This is a genomic window from Blautia sp. OM07-19, from assembly GCF_003481595.1.
GTDB classification, from domain to species: Bacteria; Bacillota; Clostridia; order Lachnospirales; family Lachnospiraceae; genus Blautia_A; species Blautia_A intestinihominis.
The window spans coordinates 1-16,104 of sequence record NZ_QULA01000007.1; the positions used below are offsets into that span (position 1 = coordinate 1).

Consider the following 16,104-nt stretch of genomic DNA (forward strand, 5'->3'; position numbering starts at 1 on the left):
CCTAAAGCGTCTGGAAGCACGTGACTTCAGTCATGTGAGGATAGAGTTTTTAATTCACATAAAATTCAAAGAATCAAGGCAACCAGTGCGGAAAATATATGGCAAAACGGACGTGTTAGCGTTGACTGACAACTTGTGTATGAGATATAATAAATTCTAACAGCAGACAGGATGACTTGATCTACCTGAATGCAACTACACAGACACGTTCAAATTTTATAAATACTAAAGAACAGACTCTGATGGCGAGGAAACATATGTATAGGGGTTACTTGTTCACAGGTAGTATCCCGCGAGGCGTTTTGCCATGAATATGGCAAAATCCCGAGAAATACAGGGCAAAATCCCATCACCGAAGGTGATTTGGAATGGATTTTGACCAAGTTACTGTGAACGGAGTGAACAGTAACTTATAGGACCGGGTAGGTCACTGCAGATCCGAGCAGGAATAGTTGTTGGCATGAATTTACAGGACTTCTCTACCCTGATGGGCGAGGAGTCTTTTTGTGTATAAGGGGGAAAATAATGAGAGGACTACGGAAATACCTGACGCCATTTGCACCAGATCAGTCAGGTGCAGTATCGGTACTTTTTGAACTGGGAGGTATTGTGGTGATCTGCGATGCGGGGGGATGTACCGGTAATGTATGCGGATTTGACGAGCCGCGGTGGTTTGAACAGAAAAGTGCGATCTTCAGCGCCGGACTTCGAGATATGGATGCGATCCTTGGACGTGATGACCGTCTGGTGACGAAGCTTGCAGATGCAGCACAGAAGGTAGATGCAACGTTCGCAGCAGTGATCGGAACCCCGGTTCCGGCGGTGATCGCAACGGATTATCTGGCATTGAAACGCATGAGTGAGAAGAAGATAAATCTGCCGATCCTGACCGTTGATACAGATGGAATGGAACTTTATGACAAAGGCGAGGAGAAAGTTTTTGTGGAGCTTTTCAAAACTTTTGCAACGGAAAAATATCCAGTGGAAGAGCGCAGGATCGGTATCCTCGGAATGACTCCGCAGGATGTCAGCGACCTTGCGGCAGCAGACAAAATACGTGCCCTGTATCAGCAGAAATATGGTCAGCAGGCGGTCTGTTACTGTATGGGCGACGGACTGAAAGAAGTAAAAAAAGCTTCCTCAGTGAGTAGAAATATCGTGGTTTCTCCGGCGGCACTTATGGCGGCGAAATATCTGGAAAAGACATTTGGAACGCCATATGAAATCCACTATCCACTGGTAGAGGAACTGCTTCCGAAACTGGATTATACCGGCAAAAAAGTCCTTGTTGTACACCAGCAGGTGATCGCCGATTCCATCCGCAGAGAACTGCTGGAGAGAGGCGCAAAGACCGTCCAGACAGCAGGCTGGTTTATGATGAAAAAAGAACTTCTGGCAGACGGAGATATGTCTCTTCGTGACGAGGATGACTACATAGAACTGGTACAAAATGGAGATTTTGATATCATTTTTGCAGACGGATGTATGGAGCGCATGACACCGGAATTTAAAGGAAGCTTCATAAATACAAGACATTTTGCAGTATCAGGGAAGCTGATCGGGAAGTAAAGTCAGCTGATCACGAGCAGACAATTGTAAATAAAAAATCCTGCTGTATCTATGGAGTGATATAGCAGATTGGAGAAGATTATGAGTGAAGAAATCACCAGACAGATCCGCATTTACGGAATCGTACAGGGGGTAGGATTCCGGCCAACGGTCAGCCGCCATGCGGCCACGCGGGGCATCCGTGGAAATGTCTGTAACAAGGGACCTTATGTGGAAATTTACGCACAGGGATCAGAGGAAGCGGTCAGAGGATTTATCTCAGATATCCAGAACCGGCCGCCGAAACGTGCAGCGATCCTCAAAGTAAATGTCGAAAATGTAGAGCATCCGGAAGCGTATACACAGTTTGATATCATCGAAAGTGAGAAGACAAAAGGAGAGATTTTTGTCTCACCGGACATTGCAATCTGCGATGAATGCAAGGAGGAAATATTTGATCCCAGGAATCGGAGATATCTACATCCGTTTATCAACTGTACCTGCTGCGGACCGAGACTGACGATTCTGGATTCGCTTCCTTATGACAGAGAACGGACCAGTATGAAAGAGTTTCCGATGTGCCCGGACTGTGCAAAAGAATACTATGATCCGGCGACAAGAAGATACGATGCACAGCCGGTCTGCTGCAATGACTGTGGACCGGAAGTATACCTGATCGGCAGAGAAGAAAGAGGCAGGGCTGCGATCACTTATGCGAGAAAAACGATTGCAGAGGGCGGGATTGTTGCGATCAAAGGCATCGGTGGATTTCATCTCTGCTGTGATGCTTCAAATGAGGGGGCAGTCAGCCGCCTGCGGCAGCTCAAACGTCGTCCGATGAAGCCTTTTGCAGTGATGGCAAAAGATCCCGAAGCTGTCAGAAAAGAATGTGAAGTTAGCGCAGAACAGTCCAAAATTCTCGACGGACATCAGAAGCCGATCCTGCTTCTGGATAAGAAAAAAGAGGCTGAGATCCTCTGTCCATCCGTGGCACCGGGCAATCCAAAAGTCGGTGTGATGCTGCCATATGCACCGGTACAGCTTCTGATCTTTACGTATGATGACGGGATTGAAATGCCGGAATTTCTGGTAATGACCAGTGGAAATATATCCGGTGCGCCGATCTGTCGTGACGATCGGGAAGCAGAGGCAGAACTGTCTGGATTCTGCGACTGCATGCTGTCCCATGACCGCAAGATCCGTATCCGCGCAGACGATTCTGTAATGGATTTTTATGAGGATAAACCATATATGATCCGCCGTTCCAGAGGTTATGCACCACTTCCGTTTATGGTTTCCACACCATATCAGGGACAGGTGCTCGCAATCGGTGGAGAACTCAAAAACTCCTTCTGCATCGGTGTGGATAACCGTTTTTATCCGTCCCCATATGTGGGAGACCTGGAAGATCTGCGGACAGTAAAAGCACTTCGTGAGACAGTCGGAAGACTGGAAACACTGCTGGAAGTGGAGCCGGAGATCGTATGCTGTGATATGCATCCGAAGTACAATTCTGTGATGGTCGCAGAAGAACTTGGATTACCGGTAGTGAAGGTACAGCACCATTATGCACACATTCTTTCCTGCATGGCAGAGAATGACTGTGCGGATCAGGTGGTCGGCGTATCGTTTGACGGAACCGGCTATGGAACAGACGGTACGATCTGGGGAGGAGAAATCCTTCTGGCAGATCTGAATGGATTCGAAAGAACAGGAAGTGTCATGCCATTCCTGCAGATCGGCGGAGATGCTTCTTCAAAAGAGGGATGGCGTATCGCAGTTTCCCTGCTCTATGGAATGACAGGTGACAGGGAAAAAGCATCTGAGATCATAGAGAAATTAGAACTTTGTACGAAGCAGGAAGCAAATGTACAGTTCACCATGGCAGACCGTAAGATCAATGCCGTGATGTCAACCAGCGCAGGCCGTTTGTTTGACGGTGTGAGCGCGATACTTGGAATCCGCAGGAAGTCCACATTTGAAGGAGAGGCGTCCATGGCACTTGAATTTGTCGCGGAAGAGTATCAGAAGAACAGGTTAAAAAATGCGAAAAAGATGCCGGAGATATCGACTTATGAACTATTAAAAGAAGGCAATGACCGGCTGCTTCTCAACACCGGCTCCCTGATAAAAGAAATCCTGTACCGCAGGTTAAACGGTGAAGATTCTGACCGTCTGGCATACATTTTCCATCAGGAACTTGCCCGCCAGATCACGGCATCCTGTGTGAAGATCAGAGAGCAGAGCGGCTGTAATAAAGCAGCTTTAAGTGGCGGTGTTTTTCAGAACCGGCTGCTTCTGGAACTGACTGATCATATGTTGAAACAGCAGGGATTTGAAGTGCTGAAACATCAGCTTGTACCGCCAAATGACGGCGGGATCGCACTTGGACAGGCAGTGTATGCGATGGCATATTTAGATAGAAATAAGTAAAAAGGGAGGCATTACCATGTGTGTAGGTTTATCAGCAAAAGTAGTAAAAATCAGTGAAGGAACAGCAGTTGTAGACGCTGGCGGAGCTAAAAGAAAAGTTTCCGCACAGCTTCTGGAAGACCTGGAACCGGGTGATTATGTGATGGTCCATGCAGGTGTTGCAATCGCAAAGATCACTGATGAAGATGATGACGAAACAGATCAGTTAATGGAGGAACTGCTGTAATGGGAGAAGAGAGAAAAAAAACAGCCCGCGAGATCATAGAGAACTATGACGGTCCGGCAGTCCGCATCATGGAAGTCTGTGGAACACATACACACGAGATCTTTCGACTGGGAATCCGCAAACTTCTGCCGCCGCAGGTAGAACTGATCTCCGGTCCGGGATGTCCGGTCTGTGTGACACCGGTTGGATTTATTGATGAAGCAGTGTGGCTGGCACTGGAAAAAAATGTAACGATCTGTACCTTCGGAGATCTGGTACGAGTACCGGGAACGAAAATGAGCCTTGCAGGAGCGAGAGAAAAAGGCGCAAAGATCCGTATCGTTTATTCTCCGGCAGATGCAGAAAAATATGCACTGGAACATCCAGAAGAAGAGGTTGTCTTCCTGTCTGTCGGATTTGAAACTACAACACCGGCAGAATGTCTTTCTGTAAAGCAGGCAAAGAAGGATGGTCTTTTCAATTATTCTCTGCTGATGGCAAATAAGACCATGCCGCAGGCATACGAGGCACTAAAAGGAAGTGCAGATGTTTTTCTGTATCCGGGACATGTCAATGCGATCACAGGAACAGAACTCTGCGAACATCTGACAGAAGAAGGTGTAAGCGGTGTTGTTGCCGGATTTACTGCGAAAGAGCTTCTCACAGCACTTGCCGTTTCCCTGGTGAAATTCCAAGAAGGAAAACCATTCTTTGTAAACTGCTATCCGAGAGTCGTGAAACCGGAAGGAAGTCGCGAAGCACAGCAGCTCACTGAAGAAATGACAGAAGCCTGTGACAGTGAGTGGAGAGGGCTTGGCGTGATTCCGAGATCAGGTGTCTGTCTTAAAAAAGAGTGGAGCGATTTTGACGCAAGAAAGAAATACAATATTCCACCGATCCAGGGTAAAGCAAACCCGGCATGCAGATGCGGCGATGTCCTGCAGGGCAAATGCAAACCATCCGACTGCAAAGTATTCGGGAAAGTCTGCACCCCTCAGCACCCGGTAGGAGCATGTATGGTTTCAAATGAAGGCGCATGTTCGGCTTATTATGCGTATGGGGACAATAAATAATACCAGGGATTAAAGTTCCAAATGCTGAGTATGTTTACAGGTATAATAATGTTAAGAGAAAAGAGGACAATCCTATGAGCAGTTTAAAAGATAAAACAGTAACAATGGCGCACGGCGCAGGCGGCCGCCAGACTTCAGAACTGATCGACCAGATCTTTGCAGCACACTTTGCCAACCCGGATCTGACAGCAGATGATGCGGCAGTCCTGACACCACCGGCAGGAAAAATGGCAGTTTCCACAGACGGATTTATCGTCTCACCGGCATTCTTTCCGGGCGGAAATATCGGTAAACTTTCCATTTGCGGTACGGTCAATGACCTCGCATGTATGGGTGCAAAACCACTGTACCTGACCTGTGCATTTGTCATCGAAGAAGGCTTCCCGATGGAAAAACTGGAAGAAATCGCCTCCGCAATGGAAAAAACAGCCGCAGAAGCAGGCGTACATATCGTGTCCGGTGATACCAAAGTTGCAGGCAAAGGACAGGTAGACGGCGTTTTTATCACAACGACCGGAATGGGACAGATCGAAGACGGCGTAAAAGTCGGCGGAACCCTTGCACAGCCGGGAGATGCGATCATCGTAACCGGTGATGTTGGAAGACATGGATGCACGATCCTTCTTGCGAGAGAAGATTTCGGGATCGAAGCAGATGTCACCAGCGACTGCGCGCCGCTCTGGAAAGCAGTAGAAGCTGTCATGAACACTACCCACGATCTCCATGTGATCCGTGATGCCACAAGAGGCGGTGTCGGAACCGTCCTCTATGAAATTGCAGGACAGAGCAACGTCGGGATCCGCCTCGATGCAGCCTCCGTCCCGGTAGCACCGGAAGTTAAAGGAGTCTGCGGTATGCTCGGACTTGAACCGCTCTATCTGGCATGCGAAGGCCGCATGGTCATCATGGCTCCAAAAGCTGAAGCAGAAAAAATCGTCGAAACCCTCCGCCAGTGTCCATACTCCAAGGACGCTGCCATCATCGGAGAAGTCACCGCCGACCAGCCAGGCAAAGTAGTCATGACAACTGAGATCGGCACCCAGGCACTCCTGCCACAGCCGGGAGGAGAACTTTTACCACGTATCTGCTAATTGCGAAACAATGGAGCATTCTGTAGAATTATTATTAAGGAGGATAACCATGGACACAAGAGTAGCAGTAATATCCATCATCGTCGAAGACAGCGATTCCATCGAAACCCTCAACCAGCTTCTTTACGATGCCCGCGACTACATCATCGGCCGCATGGGCATCCCATACCGTGAAAAAGGAATCAGCATCATCAGCATCGCCATCGATGCCTCACAGGACATTATCAGCGCCCTTTCCGGCAAGATCGGCCGCCTCAAAGGCGTGTCCACCAAGACCGCTTATTCCAATGTCATCACACACGCGGAGGAAAAACATGATTAAAATAGCAGTATACGGCAAAGGCGGAATCGGCAAATCCACAACCGTATCCAACGTGGCAGCCACCCTCGCAGAAAAAGGACTGACCGTCATGCAGATCGGCTGCGATCCAAAAGCAGATTCCACGATCCAGCTTCGGCATGGAAAACAGATGCGGACCGTACTCGATCTCTATAATGAGAAAAAACAGAATCTCAAGCTCGAAGACATGATCACAACCGGCTATCAGAGCGTGATCTGCGTAGAGGCCGGAGGCCCCACGCCAGGACTTGGCTGTGCAGGACGCGGGATCATCACTGCCCTCGAAAAATTAAAAGAAACAGGAGCTTACGAGACTTATAAACCGGACATCGTCCTCTACGACGTTCTCGGAGACGTCGTCTGTGGCGGTTTCTCCATGCCGATGCGAAAAGGCTATGCAGACAAAGTTTTTATCATAACTTCCGGTGAAAACATGGCAATCCATGCCGGAGCCAATATTGCCATGGCCGTACAGAACTTCAAAAACCGTGGTTACGCAACCCTTGGTGGCATCATCCTGAACCGCCGCAATGTAAAACGAGAAGAAGAAAAAGTACAGGAACTTGCCGATGATTTTGAAACGCAGATAATCGGAAAACTCACCCGCAGCGACCTGGTCACAGACGCAGAAGAACAGGGCAAAACCCTGATGGAATGTTACCCGGACAGCGAAATGGCAGCAGAATACCGCACACTGGCAGAAAACATTCTGGCTATCTGCAGAAAGGACGGGCTATGCTGAAACGAGTTGGCGGTGAAATAAACCCGGAAGGTGCAGTCATAACGATCGGAGAAGCTGATTTTCCTGTTCCATTTCCGCTCGGACTGGAATTCAACTCTCCGGCACATGGCAACTGGAATATCGTCCACACCGGAATGCTTATGCCTGAGGCGATCCAGATCTATGTCTGCGCAGACAACTGCATGCGAGGCGTCGTTCTGACAGCGGCAGAGATGAATGCGGCAGACCGTTTTTCCTTTGTCACTGTGGAAGAAGAAAATCTCCTGAACGGAAATCTGGAGGATGTGACGATCGAAGGAGTGACAGATGTCCTCAATAAATTAGAAAAGAAACCAAAAGCAGTGCTCCTTTTTACTGTCTGTCTGCATCATTTTCTGGGATGCGACCTGGACAGAGTCTATGAAGAACTAGGCACACGTTTCCCGGAGATCGTTTTTGTGCGCTGCTTCATGGATCCGATCATGCAGAAACATGGACTGACACCGGATCAGAAACTGCGAAAGGCAATGTACGATCCGCTTATCACGAAGGAGCCAGATCCGCTGACAGTAACGCTCGTTGGAAGCGACTTTGTACTTGATGAAAGCAGTGACATCAAACGATTGCTGAGAAGTACCGGTCACACTTTGCGGGAACTTCCAGCCTGTAAAACATGGGCGGAATACCAGCAGCTTGGAAGTGCAGAAATTTTTGTTTCCTGTTACCCGCCGGCAAAATACGGTGCAGCCATGCTGACAGAACGCCTGAACAGAACACATCTGTATCTTCCGGGTTGTTTTGATTATGAGGAGATCAAAGAAGAAATTCGAAATCTGATAAAGGAGCTTCAGGCAGGATGGAGCCGGGAGGATACTTCGAATACAAAGTGTGCAGATATCACATCCGAAGAAATAGAAGCATTTTACCAGAGAGAGATCACTCTTTGCGAAGATTCCATCAACCACGCAAAATCCATCATCGGCGGCACCCCGGTCGTTCTGGATTATCTGTACCACCCAAGACCATTAGGTCTCGCAAAACTTCTTCTGGAACACGGTTTCCATGTAACAACCGTCTATCTCGACAGCATAAGTTCGGAAGAAAAGCCGGCCTTCGACTGGCTGAAACTTCATCATCCGGACCTGGAACTGCGTGCCACGATCCAAACCAAGATGCGTGTCCTTCCGCGCGGGACAGAAGGTAAAGTTCTTGCTATCGGACAGAAAGCCGCCTGGTTTTCCGGCAGCAGAAATTTCGTCAACATGGTACAGGGTGGCGGCTTGTGGGGCTTCGATGGGATCCGAGGAACCATGGAACTGATGACAGAAGCTTTTCTCGAAGAAAAAGATCCCGAGGATCTGATCGTTCGTAAAGGATGGGGGTGCGAAAGCTGCATATGAGACAGTCATACAAAATCATACCGATCTACACCGCCGATGTTTCTGGTGTATGCTCTGCCCTGTATGACCTGGGCGGCATGGTAGTCATACACGACCCGTCCGGCTGTAATTCGACTTATAATACACATGACGAGATCCGCTGGTACGACCAGGACAGTCTGATCTATATTTCCGGGCTGACAGAGATCGATGCAGTTATGGGAAACGATGCAAAATTCATTCACGATATTGAAGAAGCGGCGAAAGAACTAAAACCGAAGTTCATCGCACTTGCAGGCTCGCCGATCCCATTTATGAACGGGACAGATTTTCCTGCAATCGCGCAGGTGATCGAAACAGAGACAGGAATCCCGGCTTTTGCAGTTCCGACAAATGGCATGCATGATTATACTTACGGAGCAGGTCTTGCACTGGAGAAAATCGCAGAACGATTTGTTAAGAAACCGCATCATATCAGACCGCATACCCTTAATCTTTTCGGCGTAACCCCGCTGGATTTTGGCCCGCAGGCAAACGTAGATGCCATGAAACAGACTTTACGCCAACGTGGCTGGGAGGTCATTTCTACCTGGGCGATGGGAGATACGCTTGAGGATTTATCCCATGCAGGTGAAGCAGAAGTAAACCTGGTCGTATCCTCCGTAGGTCTTCCGGCAGCAAAGATCCTCCAGGAAAAATTCGGAACTCCATATGTTATTGGAACTCCGGTTGGAGGATTTACAGAAGAACTCATCCAGGCAATAAATGAAGAAGTTTCACATCATAATGAAGCAGACAAGAACAACATTCTCGCGGCATATCTTAAGAACCGTCTGGCAGGAACTCCGCAGATAACTCTGATCGGAGAAGCCGTGACCATGGGCTCCCTGGCAGTAACCCTCGAAAAACAATACAACAAACCAGTCCGTGTCATCTGTCCGCTGGAAACTCACGAAGGTCTTCTCGCACCGAATGACTGTACAGCAGATGGAGAAGAAGAAATGGAGCAGCTTCTAAAGGATGCAGGGATCATCTTTGCAGATCCTCTTTACCGCCCGATCTGTCCGCCGGATTCTACATTCATCGAACTTCCGCATATCGCTTTTTCCGGCAGGATTTTTCTGAAAAAGATCAAAAAATGCGGGATCTTTGGAGAGTTAAACGATATAAAATTGCCGTAAAAACGTACATTTTAGTGGATAAAAGCGTTGAAGACTTCTATAATAAATATAGTATGTTTTGGACTTAAGAAATCTTATTCAGCTTTCAGACCTACATGCAGCACTGTAGCGACTGGAAGCTTTTTTTAATACAGGAAGGAAAAGAATGGAAATTTTTACATCTCTTGCAGCAACTCACCTGGAGGATCCTGAGCGGCTCAAAGGTTATCTCAGCAAGATCATGGTCTCCAGCAATCATCTCCTTTCCCTGATCAATGATGTGCTTGATATGAGCTGCATTGAGAGTGGCAAAGTCAAAATAGAAGAAAATGAATGCAGTATTCCTGTAGTGATGCATGACCTCCGAAATATCCTTCAGTCAGACATCAAGGCGAAGCGATTGGATTTCTTTATTGATACAGTCGATGTAGTACTGATGGATGTTCAGATGCCGGAAATGGACGGCTACGAAGCAACAAGACGGATCCGAAGACTGGAAAATCAGGAGATCGCATCGAAGCCGATCATAGCCATGACAGCCAATGCCTTTGAAGAGGACGTACAGGAGGCACTTAAGGCAGGAATGAATGACCATATGGCCAAACCGATACGGATTGAAACACTCTATGCACTGATGAGAAAATATTTGTAAAATATTACATTGACTAAACAAAAATTCAGTGATATGATAAAGAAAAAAGTACGGGAGGAATTCATCATGAAAACACTTGAAACTAAAAACGCACCAGCAGCAATCGGACCATATTCACAGGCAAAAATGGTAGGAAACTTCGTATTCGCATCAGGTCAGATCCCGGTAGACCCGGCTACAGGCGAAGTTGCAGGCGACAAGATCGAGACTCAGGCAGAGCAGTCCTGCAAGAACGTTGGAGCAATCCTCGAAGAAGCTGGTCTTACATTTGACAACGTTGTAAAGACAACATGCTTCCTTGCTGACATGGCAGATTTCGCTGCATTCAATGCAGTTTATGAGAAATACTTCACAAGCAAACCGGCTCGTTCCTGTGTTGCTGTAAAACAGCTTCCGAAGAACGTTCTGTGCGAAGTAGAAGCAATCGCAGTAGCAGAATAAATCATAAGAAATACAGCACAAGAAGGGGATGTTTCGACACCCCCTTTTTGCGTTGCAGGAGAATAAAATGAAAGACCATCATGTGAAATTAACGGAAACAGACCGTGAGATCCTGAAATCCTACAGCATGATGCTGGAAGGGCTGTCCATGTATCTTGGGGAAGGGTACGAACTGGTGCTTCACAGTCTGGAGGATTACTCAAGCTCTGCGGTCAAAGTAATTCATGGGCTTCACACAGGAAGAACAGAAGGCGCGCCTCTCACAGACCTTGCACTTGATCTTCTGGAAGAGATGCAGAAGGAAGATGCAGATAGCCGCGGGATTACGTATTTTACTCACAATAAGAAGGGGGAACCGCTGAAATCCGTGACGATTCCTGTCCGCGGAGAAAAAGACCGCATCATCGGACTGCTCTGCATCAATTTTTATCTGAACACACCATTCTCAGAATATATCAGCAACTTCGTGGCATGCGGCTTGAAACCACAGGAGCAGTACGAAAACCGCAAAGAGAATTTTTCCTCCAGCAGCGTGGAACTTCTGGAAGACATGGTAGAGGAGATCCGACGCGAGGTCATTGAGGACAAAGACATCCCGACCTCCAACCGAAACAAGGAGATCATCCAGAGACTTTATCAGAAAGGCATCTACAACATGAAAGATGCGGTAGTCAGGACCGCGGAAATCCTTGGAATCAGCAAGAATACGGTGTATCTGCATTTGAGGAATCTGGAGCAGGAATAGAACAGGAGGCAGCATGGCAAAGAAGAAATTTTATGCAGTAAGACAGGGAAGAAAGACCGGGATGTTCCTTACCTGGGACGAGTGTAAGAAGCAGGTGATGGGGTATCCGGGCGCGATATATAAGAGTTTTGGGACGGAAGCGGAAGCGAAGGAGTATCTGGGGATTAGGCAGGAGGCAGGTATATCTGGTGCTTCTGGTTCTGGTGTGGGAAGTGTGGTGGCTGCAAATGGGATGCAGGCAGACAGTAATGCAGCAGACGCAGTAGAAATCTACGTCGACGGAAGTTACCACGCAGGCACGAAAGAATTTTCTTACGGAATGGTCGTTCTGATCGATGGAAGAGAAGAAAAGTTTTCACAGAAAATGTCCGACCCGGAGCTGGCACAGATGCGAAACGTGGCTGGTGAGATCAAAGGAAGCGAGGCGGCGATGCAGTACGCTCTGGATCACAAAATTCCTTCTATTATCATCTACCACGATTATCAGGGGATTGCGAGCTGGTGCAACGGCGACTGGAAGGCAAATAAAGCCGGGACGATCGCGTATCGCGATTTCTACCAGAAAGCGAAAAAGAGTGTTCATATTGAATTCCGCAAGGTTAAGGGACATTCTAATGATAAATATAATGATATGGTGGATGAACTTGCAAAAGAAGCACTTGGAATCCATTGACAAAATCCGTCAAAAAGCCTTATACTATCACTGACTCTGGCATGACCAGAGCAGAACTTTTTGAGGAGGATATTATTATGAAAAACAACAGCAGTATCAAAACCGTAGTTGCTGTCGGAATCGGCGCAGCATTGTTCTTTGTACTCGGACGTTTTGTTGCAATACCGAGCCCGGTACCAAATACAAACATCAGCCTTCAGTATGCAGTACTTGCACTTCTGGCTGCTATGTACGGACCGGTTGCAGGCGGACTGATCGGTTTCATCGGTCACGCTCTGATCGATCTTTCCTGGGGTGGAAGCCCGTGGTGGAGCTGGGTTATCACATCTGCATTTGTCGGTGTGGTCATCGGATTATTTGCCAAGAAACTCAACGTTCAGGACGGCGAGTTCGGTAAAGGCAAAGTTGTAGTATTTGTAGTTTCCAACGTGATCGCACACGTGATCGGCTGGGTAGTTGTAGCTCCTGTTCTTGACATCCTGATCTATGCAGAACCGGCAAACAAAGTTTTTGCACAGGGTGTGTTCGCAGCAGTTTCCAACAGCATTACCGGCGTGATCGTAGGTGGACTTCTTGTTCTGGCATATACCAAGACCATTGCAAAAAAAGGTTCTCTGGATATGGAATAAGATGGTTGCTTAAAAGTAATAAAGCCTTCTCATATGGCTGTTCTGGCTTGTGAAAAGGCTTTTTCTATTGCATTTGTTATTTATTGTGAGTATTAAATTTGAGGTGTTTAAATGACTGAAAAAAAATCCCCTGTTATTTCATTCAAAGATTTTTCATTCCAGTACCGGGCGCAGAAAAAGCCCACACTGACCGGAATCAATCTAGATATTTATCCGGGCGAAAAGGTGCTGATTGCTGGCCCATCGGGAAGTGGTAAGAGTACACTCGCTGGTTGCGTGAATGGTCTGAATCCTTTTTCCAATCCAGGCGAGTGCAAAGGTACGCTGACAGTAGATGGCGTAGATGCACCGCACAGCAGTATTTTTGAACTGTCTGCACATGTAGGAACTGTTCTGCAGGACCCGGATGGTCAGTTTATTGGTCTGACTGTCGGCGAGGACATTGCGTTTGCACTGGAAAACAGTTGTACACCTCAGGATGAAATGCATGAAATTACGAGACATGCCGCAGAATTGGTAGGAATCGAGAGTCATCTGGATTATGCACCGCATGAACTGTCTGGCGGACAGAAACAGAGAGTCAGTCTTGCAGGAGTCATGGTGGATCAGGTAAAAATCCTTCTGTTTGATGAGCCTCTGGCAAATCTCGATCCGGCCGCCGGTAAACAGGCAATCGAGCTGATCGATGAGATCCAGAAAAAAACAGACACGACGGTTCTGATCATTGAGCATCGTCTGGAAGATGTCCTCTGGAGAAATGTTGACCGTATCGTACTGGTGAACGAGGGAAAAATCCTCGCGGACATGACGCCGGATGAACTTCTTTCTACAAGTCTGCTTGCAGATAACGGAATCCGTGAGCCGCTTTATGTGACTGCCATGCGTTACGCAGGAATTGATATTACAAAAGAGAAGAAACCTGCACACGTAGATTCTGTTGTGCTGGACGATATAGACCGTAAGAAACTTCAGGATTGGTTCGAGGCACAGCCGATTCAGGAAGATGCAGGAGAACGCGAAAAACTCCTGGAAGTCCGCAACTTAAGCTTCGGTTATACGAAAGACCATCAGACACTGCGAAATGTAAGCCTGTCGATCGATAAAGGTGAGATGGTCAGCATTGTGGGACGAAACGGTGCAGGAAAATCAACATTTTCCAAGCTGGTCTGCGGATTTGAAGACCCGGATTCCGGAGAGATTTCCTTCCACGGAAAAGATCTGTTGAAAGAAAATATCCGTCATCGTGCGAAATACATTGGATATGTCATGCAGAATCCAAACCAGATGATCTCCAAGACAATGATCTATGACGAGGTAGCACTGAGCCTTCAGAAATCTGGAATGGCAGAGGCGGAAGTTCACCAGAAAGTAGAAGATACGCTCAAAATCTGCGGGCTTTATCCATTCCGAAACTGGCCGGTATCGGCATTGAGTTTCGGTCAGAAAAAGCGTGTGACGATCGCAAGTGTACTTGTGCAGGATCCGGAACTGATCATCCTGGATGAGCCGACTGCAGGACAGGATTTCAAGCATTATACAGAGATCATGGAGTTTTTGCGTAAGCTCAATGAGCGTGGAGTGACGGTTGTTATGATCACGCATGATATGCATCTGATGCTGGAATATACACCAAGGGCACTTGTGTTTTCAGATGGACAGCTGATCGCAGACCGCAGAGCTTCTGAAGTACTCTGTGATCCGGAACTGATCGAGCGTGCCGCGCTGAAAGAGACAAGTCTCTTTACACTGGCAAACCACTGCGAGATCACACCGCCGGAGGTATTTGTAGAAAGATTTATCGGAGAAGACAGGGAGGTGAGAAGCCATGGCCGCTAAGACTGTATTAAACTATCTGGACCGCGACAGCGTAGTACACAAGATGACAGGAACTACCAAGCTGGCATTTTTCCTGCTGTTTACGTTCGCAAGCATGATCACTTATAATATCTGGGTGCTGCTGGGGCTTTTTGCAGTCAGTCTTGCAGCGTTTAAGCTCAGCAAGATCAAATACCGCGAAGTGCGGTTTATGATGATCTTTATGCTTGTTTTTTTGCTTTTGAATAATGTGTTTATTTTCCTGTTCGACCCGAATCAGGGAACGAATCTGTATGGAACGAGACATGTGCTTTGTCATTTGTTCTGGAGATATGATGTGACCGCGGAGCAGATGTTTTATATGCTGAATATCTCTCTGAAATATTTCGTGGCATTGCCGGTAGCGATTCTGTTTATTTCTGCGACAAACCCGAGTGAGTTTGCGGCGAGCCTGAACAGCATCGGAATTTCCTATAAAGTAGGATGTTCTGTGGCGATCGCGCTTCGTTATATCCCGGATATCCAGAGAGATTATCACAGTATCAGCCAGGCACAGCAGGCAAGAGGAGTGGAGCTTGGAAAGAATGAGCATTTCTTCTCCAGGTTGAAGAACTCTGTCAATATTTTGTTGCCACTGATACTGACAAGTCTGAATCGCATTGATACAATTTCCAATGCGATGGAGTTGCGTGGTTTTGGAAAAAATAGGAAACGGACCTGGTATACCAGGAGGCCGTTTGCAAGACGTGATTTTATTGCCCTGGGGCTGGGCGTGGTGCTGTTGATTGTAAGTTTTACTGTAACTATTAAGTTTGGACGGTTTTATAATCCTTTCATATAGTAAGAGTACTAACTTTGCTGGGAATGGAAACTTAAGGTAGTTGGATGGGTGTTGGATTTACTGGGAAAACGGAAATTAAGGGTATTGGGATGACTGGTAGAAGAGTAAGTATATATTGGACCAAGAGAAATTTAGGTGGAAAATGGCCTGTAGAAGAGTAAGGTGTCTGGGAGTCCATAGAGCGACCGAAAATAGATGGTTTGAATTGCAATCATTTCTACTCAGGTCAATACAAGCTTTAAAATTAGATGCTCCAGCCCCTGGAATCTTGATTTACGACCAATAAACCAATAGTATGCTAAAATGGCAGGACATCTTCTCCATATAAAAGAGAAGAATCCTGCCATTCTTACATATT

At 47.2% G+C, this 16,104-nt stretch carries 15 protein-coding genes and 1 pseudogene; all 16 read left to right on the forward strand.

Annotated features, from left to right (window positions below; translation table 11 throughout):
* The first annotated feature begins 525 nt into the window (after positions 1-525).
* The 16 genes and pseudogenes from DXC01_RS06795 (at position 526) to DXC01_RS06870 (ending at position 15,746) form a co-directional block, all read left to right on the forward strand.
* Entirely contained in the window at positions 526-1,569 is a 1,044-nt protein-coding gene (locus DXC01_RS06795; protein ID WP_118698586.1) for a nitrogenase component 1, read from the forward strand.
* Positions 1,570-1,650: 81 nt separating this feature from the next.
* Positions 1,651-3,981 carry a carbamoyltransferase HypF gene (gene hypF, locus DXC01_RS06800; protein WP_118698587.1) on the forward strand — a complete coding sequence of 777 codons (2,331 nt, stop codon included), beginning with the start codon at positions 1,651-1,653 and terminating at the stop codon, positions 3,979-3,981.
* A gap of 16 nt (positions 3,982-3,997) precedes the next feature.
* A complete protein-coding gene (locus DXC01_RS06805) occupies positions 3,998-4,207 on the forward strand; it encodes a HypC/HybG/HupF family hydrogenase formation chaperone (RefSeq protein ID WP_022213579.1) in 210 nt (69 codons plus the stop codon).
* Positions 4,207-5,259 carry a hydrogenase formation protein HypD gene (gene hypD, locus DXC01_RS06810; protein WP_118698588.1) on the forward strand — a complete coding sequence of 351 codons (1,053 nt, stop codon included), beginning with the start codon at positions 4,207-4,209 and terminating at the stop codon, positions 5,257-5,259. The genes DXC01_RS06805 and hypD overlap by 1 nt, the downstream gene beginning before the upstream one ends.
* Positions 5,260-5,333: 74 nt before the next feature.
* Complete coding sequence (hypE, locus tag DXC01_RS06815) at positions 5,334-6,350, forward strand: hydrogenase expression/formation protein HypE (protein WP_022213577.1); 1,017 nt, start codon at positions 5,334-5,336, stop codon at positions 6,348-6,350.
* 49 nt (positions 6,351-6,399) lie between these two features.
* The gene (locus DXC01_RS06820; protein WP_022213576.1) at positions 6,400-6,672 is read left to right on the forward strand and encodes a TM1266 family iron-only hydrogenase system putative regulator; all 273 of its coding nucleotides are present in this window, start codon (positions 6,400-6,402) and stop codon (positions 6,670-6,672) included.
* Positions 6,665-7,432 carry a nitrogenase iron protein NifH gene (locus DXC01_RS06825; protein WP_022213575.1) on the forward strand — a complete coding sequence of 256 codons (768 nt, stop codon included), beginning with the start codon at positions 6,665-6,667 and terminating at the stop codon, positions 7,430-7,432. The genes DXC01_RS06820 and DXC01_RS06825 overlap by 8 nt, the downstream gene beginning before the upstream one ends.
* Positions 7,426-8,811, forward strand: coding sequence for a nitrogenase component 1 (locus DXC01_RS06830; RefSeq protein ID WP_118698589.1), 1,386 nt, complete (start codon positions 7,426-7,428; stop codon positions 8,809-8,811). Before DXC01_RS06825 ends, DXC01_RS06830 begins: the two co-directional genes overlap by 7 nt.
* Positions 8,808-9,971, forward strand: coding sequence for a nitrogenase component 1 (locus DXC01_RS06835; protein ID WP_118698590.1), 1,164 nt, complete (start codon positions 8,808-8,810; stop codon positions 9,969-9,971). The genes DXC01_RS06830 and DXC01_RS06835 overlap by 4 nt, the downstream gene beginning before the upstream one ends.
* A 403-nt stretch (positions 9,972-10,374) precedes the next feature.
* A pseudogene (locus tag DXC01_RS21230) lies at positions 10,375-10,602 on the forward strand (response regulator); the annotation flags it as partial.
* A 66-nt stretch (positions 10,603-10,668) separates the two neighbouring features.
* Positions 10,669-11,043, forward strand: coding sequence for a RidA family protein (locus DXC01_RS06845; RefSeq protein WP_022213698.1), 375 nt, complete (start codon positions 10,669-10,671; stop codon positions 11,041-11,043).
* A 67-nt stretch (positions 11,044-11,110) separates the two neighbouring features.
* Entirely contained in the window at positions 11,111-11,788 is a 678-nt protein-coding gene (locus tag DXC01_RS06850) for a helix-turn-helix transcriptional regulator (RefSeq protein ID WP_118698592.1), read from the forward strand.
* Positions 11,789-11,801: 13 nt separating this feature from the next.
* Positions 11,802-12,461 carry a ribonuclease H1 domain-containing protein gene (locus DXC01_RS06855; RefSeq protein ID WP_022213696.1) on the forward strand — a complete coding sequence of 220 codons (660 nt, stop codon included), beginning with the start codon at positions 11,802-11,804 and terminating at the stop codon, positions 12,459-12,461.
* 77 nt (positions 12,462-12,538) lie between these two features.
* On the forward strand, positions 12,539-13,090 hold the full coding sequence (locus DXC01_RS06860; protein ID WP_022213695.1) for an ECF-type riboflavin transporter substrate-binding protein: 552 nt from the start codon (positions 12,539-12,541) through the stop codon (positions 13,088-13,090).
* 111 nt (positions 13,091-13,201) lie between these two features.
* Complete coding sequence (locus DXC01_RS06865; RefSeq protein ID WP_118698593.1) at positions 13,202-14,926, forward strand: ABC transporter ATP-binding protein; 1,725 nt, start codon at positions 13,202-13,204, stop codon at positions 14,924-14,926.
* The gene (locus DXC01_RS06870) at positions 14,916-15,746 is read left to right on the forward strand and encodes an energy-coupling factor transporter transmembrane component T family protein (protein WP_118254428.1); all 831 of its coding nucleotides are present in this window, start codon (positions 14,916-14,918) and stop codon (positions 15,744-15,746) included. The genes DXC01_RS06865 and DXC01_RS06870 overlap by 11 nt, the downstream gene beginning before the upstream one ends.
* The last annotated feature ends 358 nt before the right edge of the window (positions 15,747-16,104 follow it).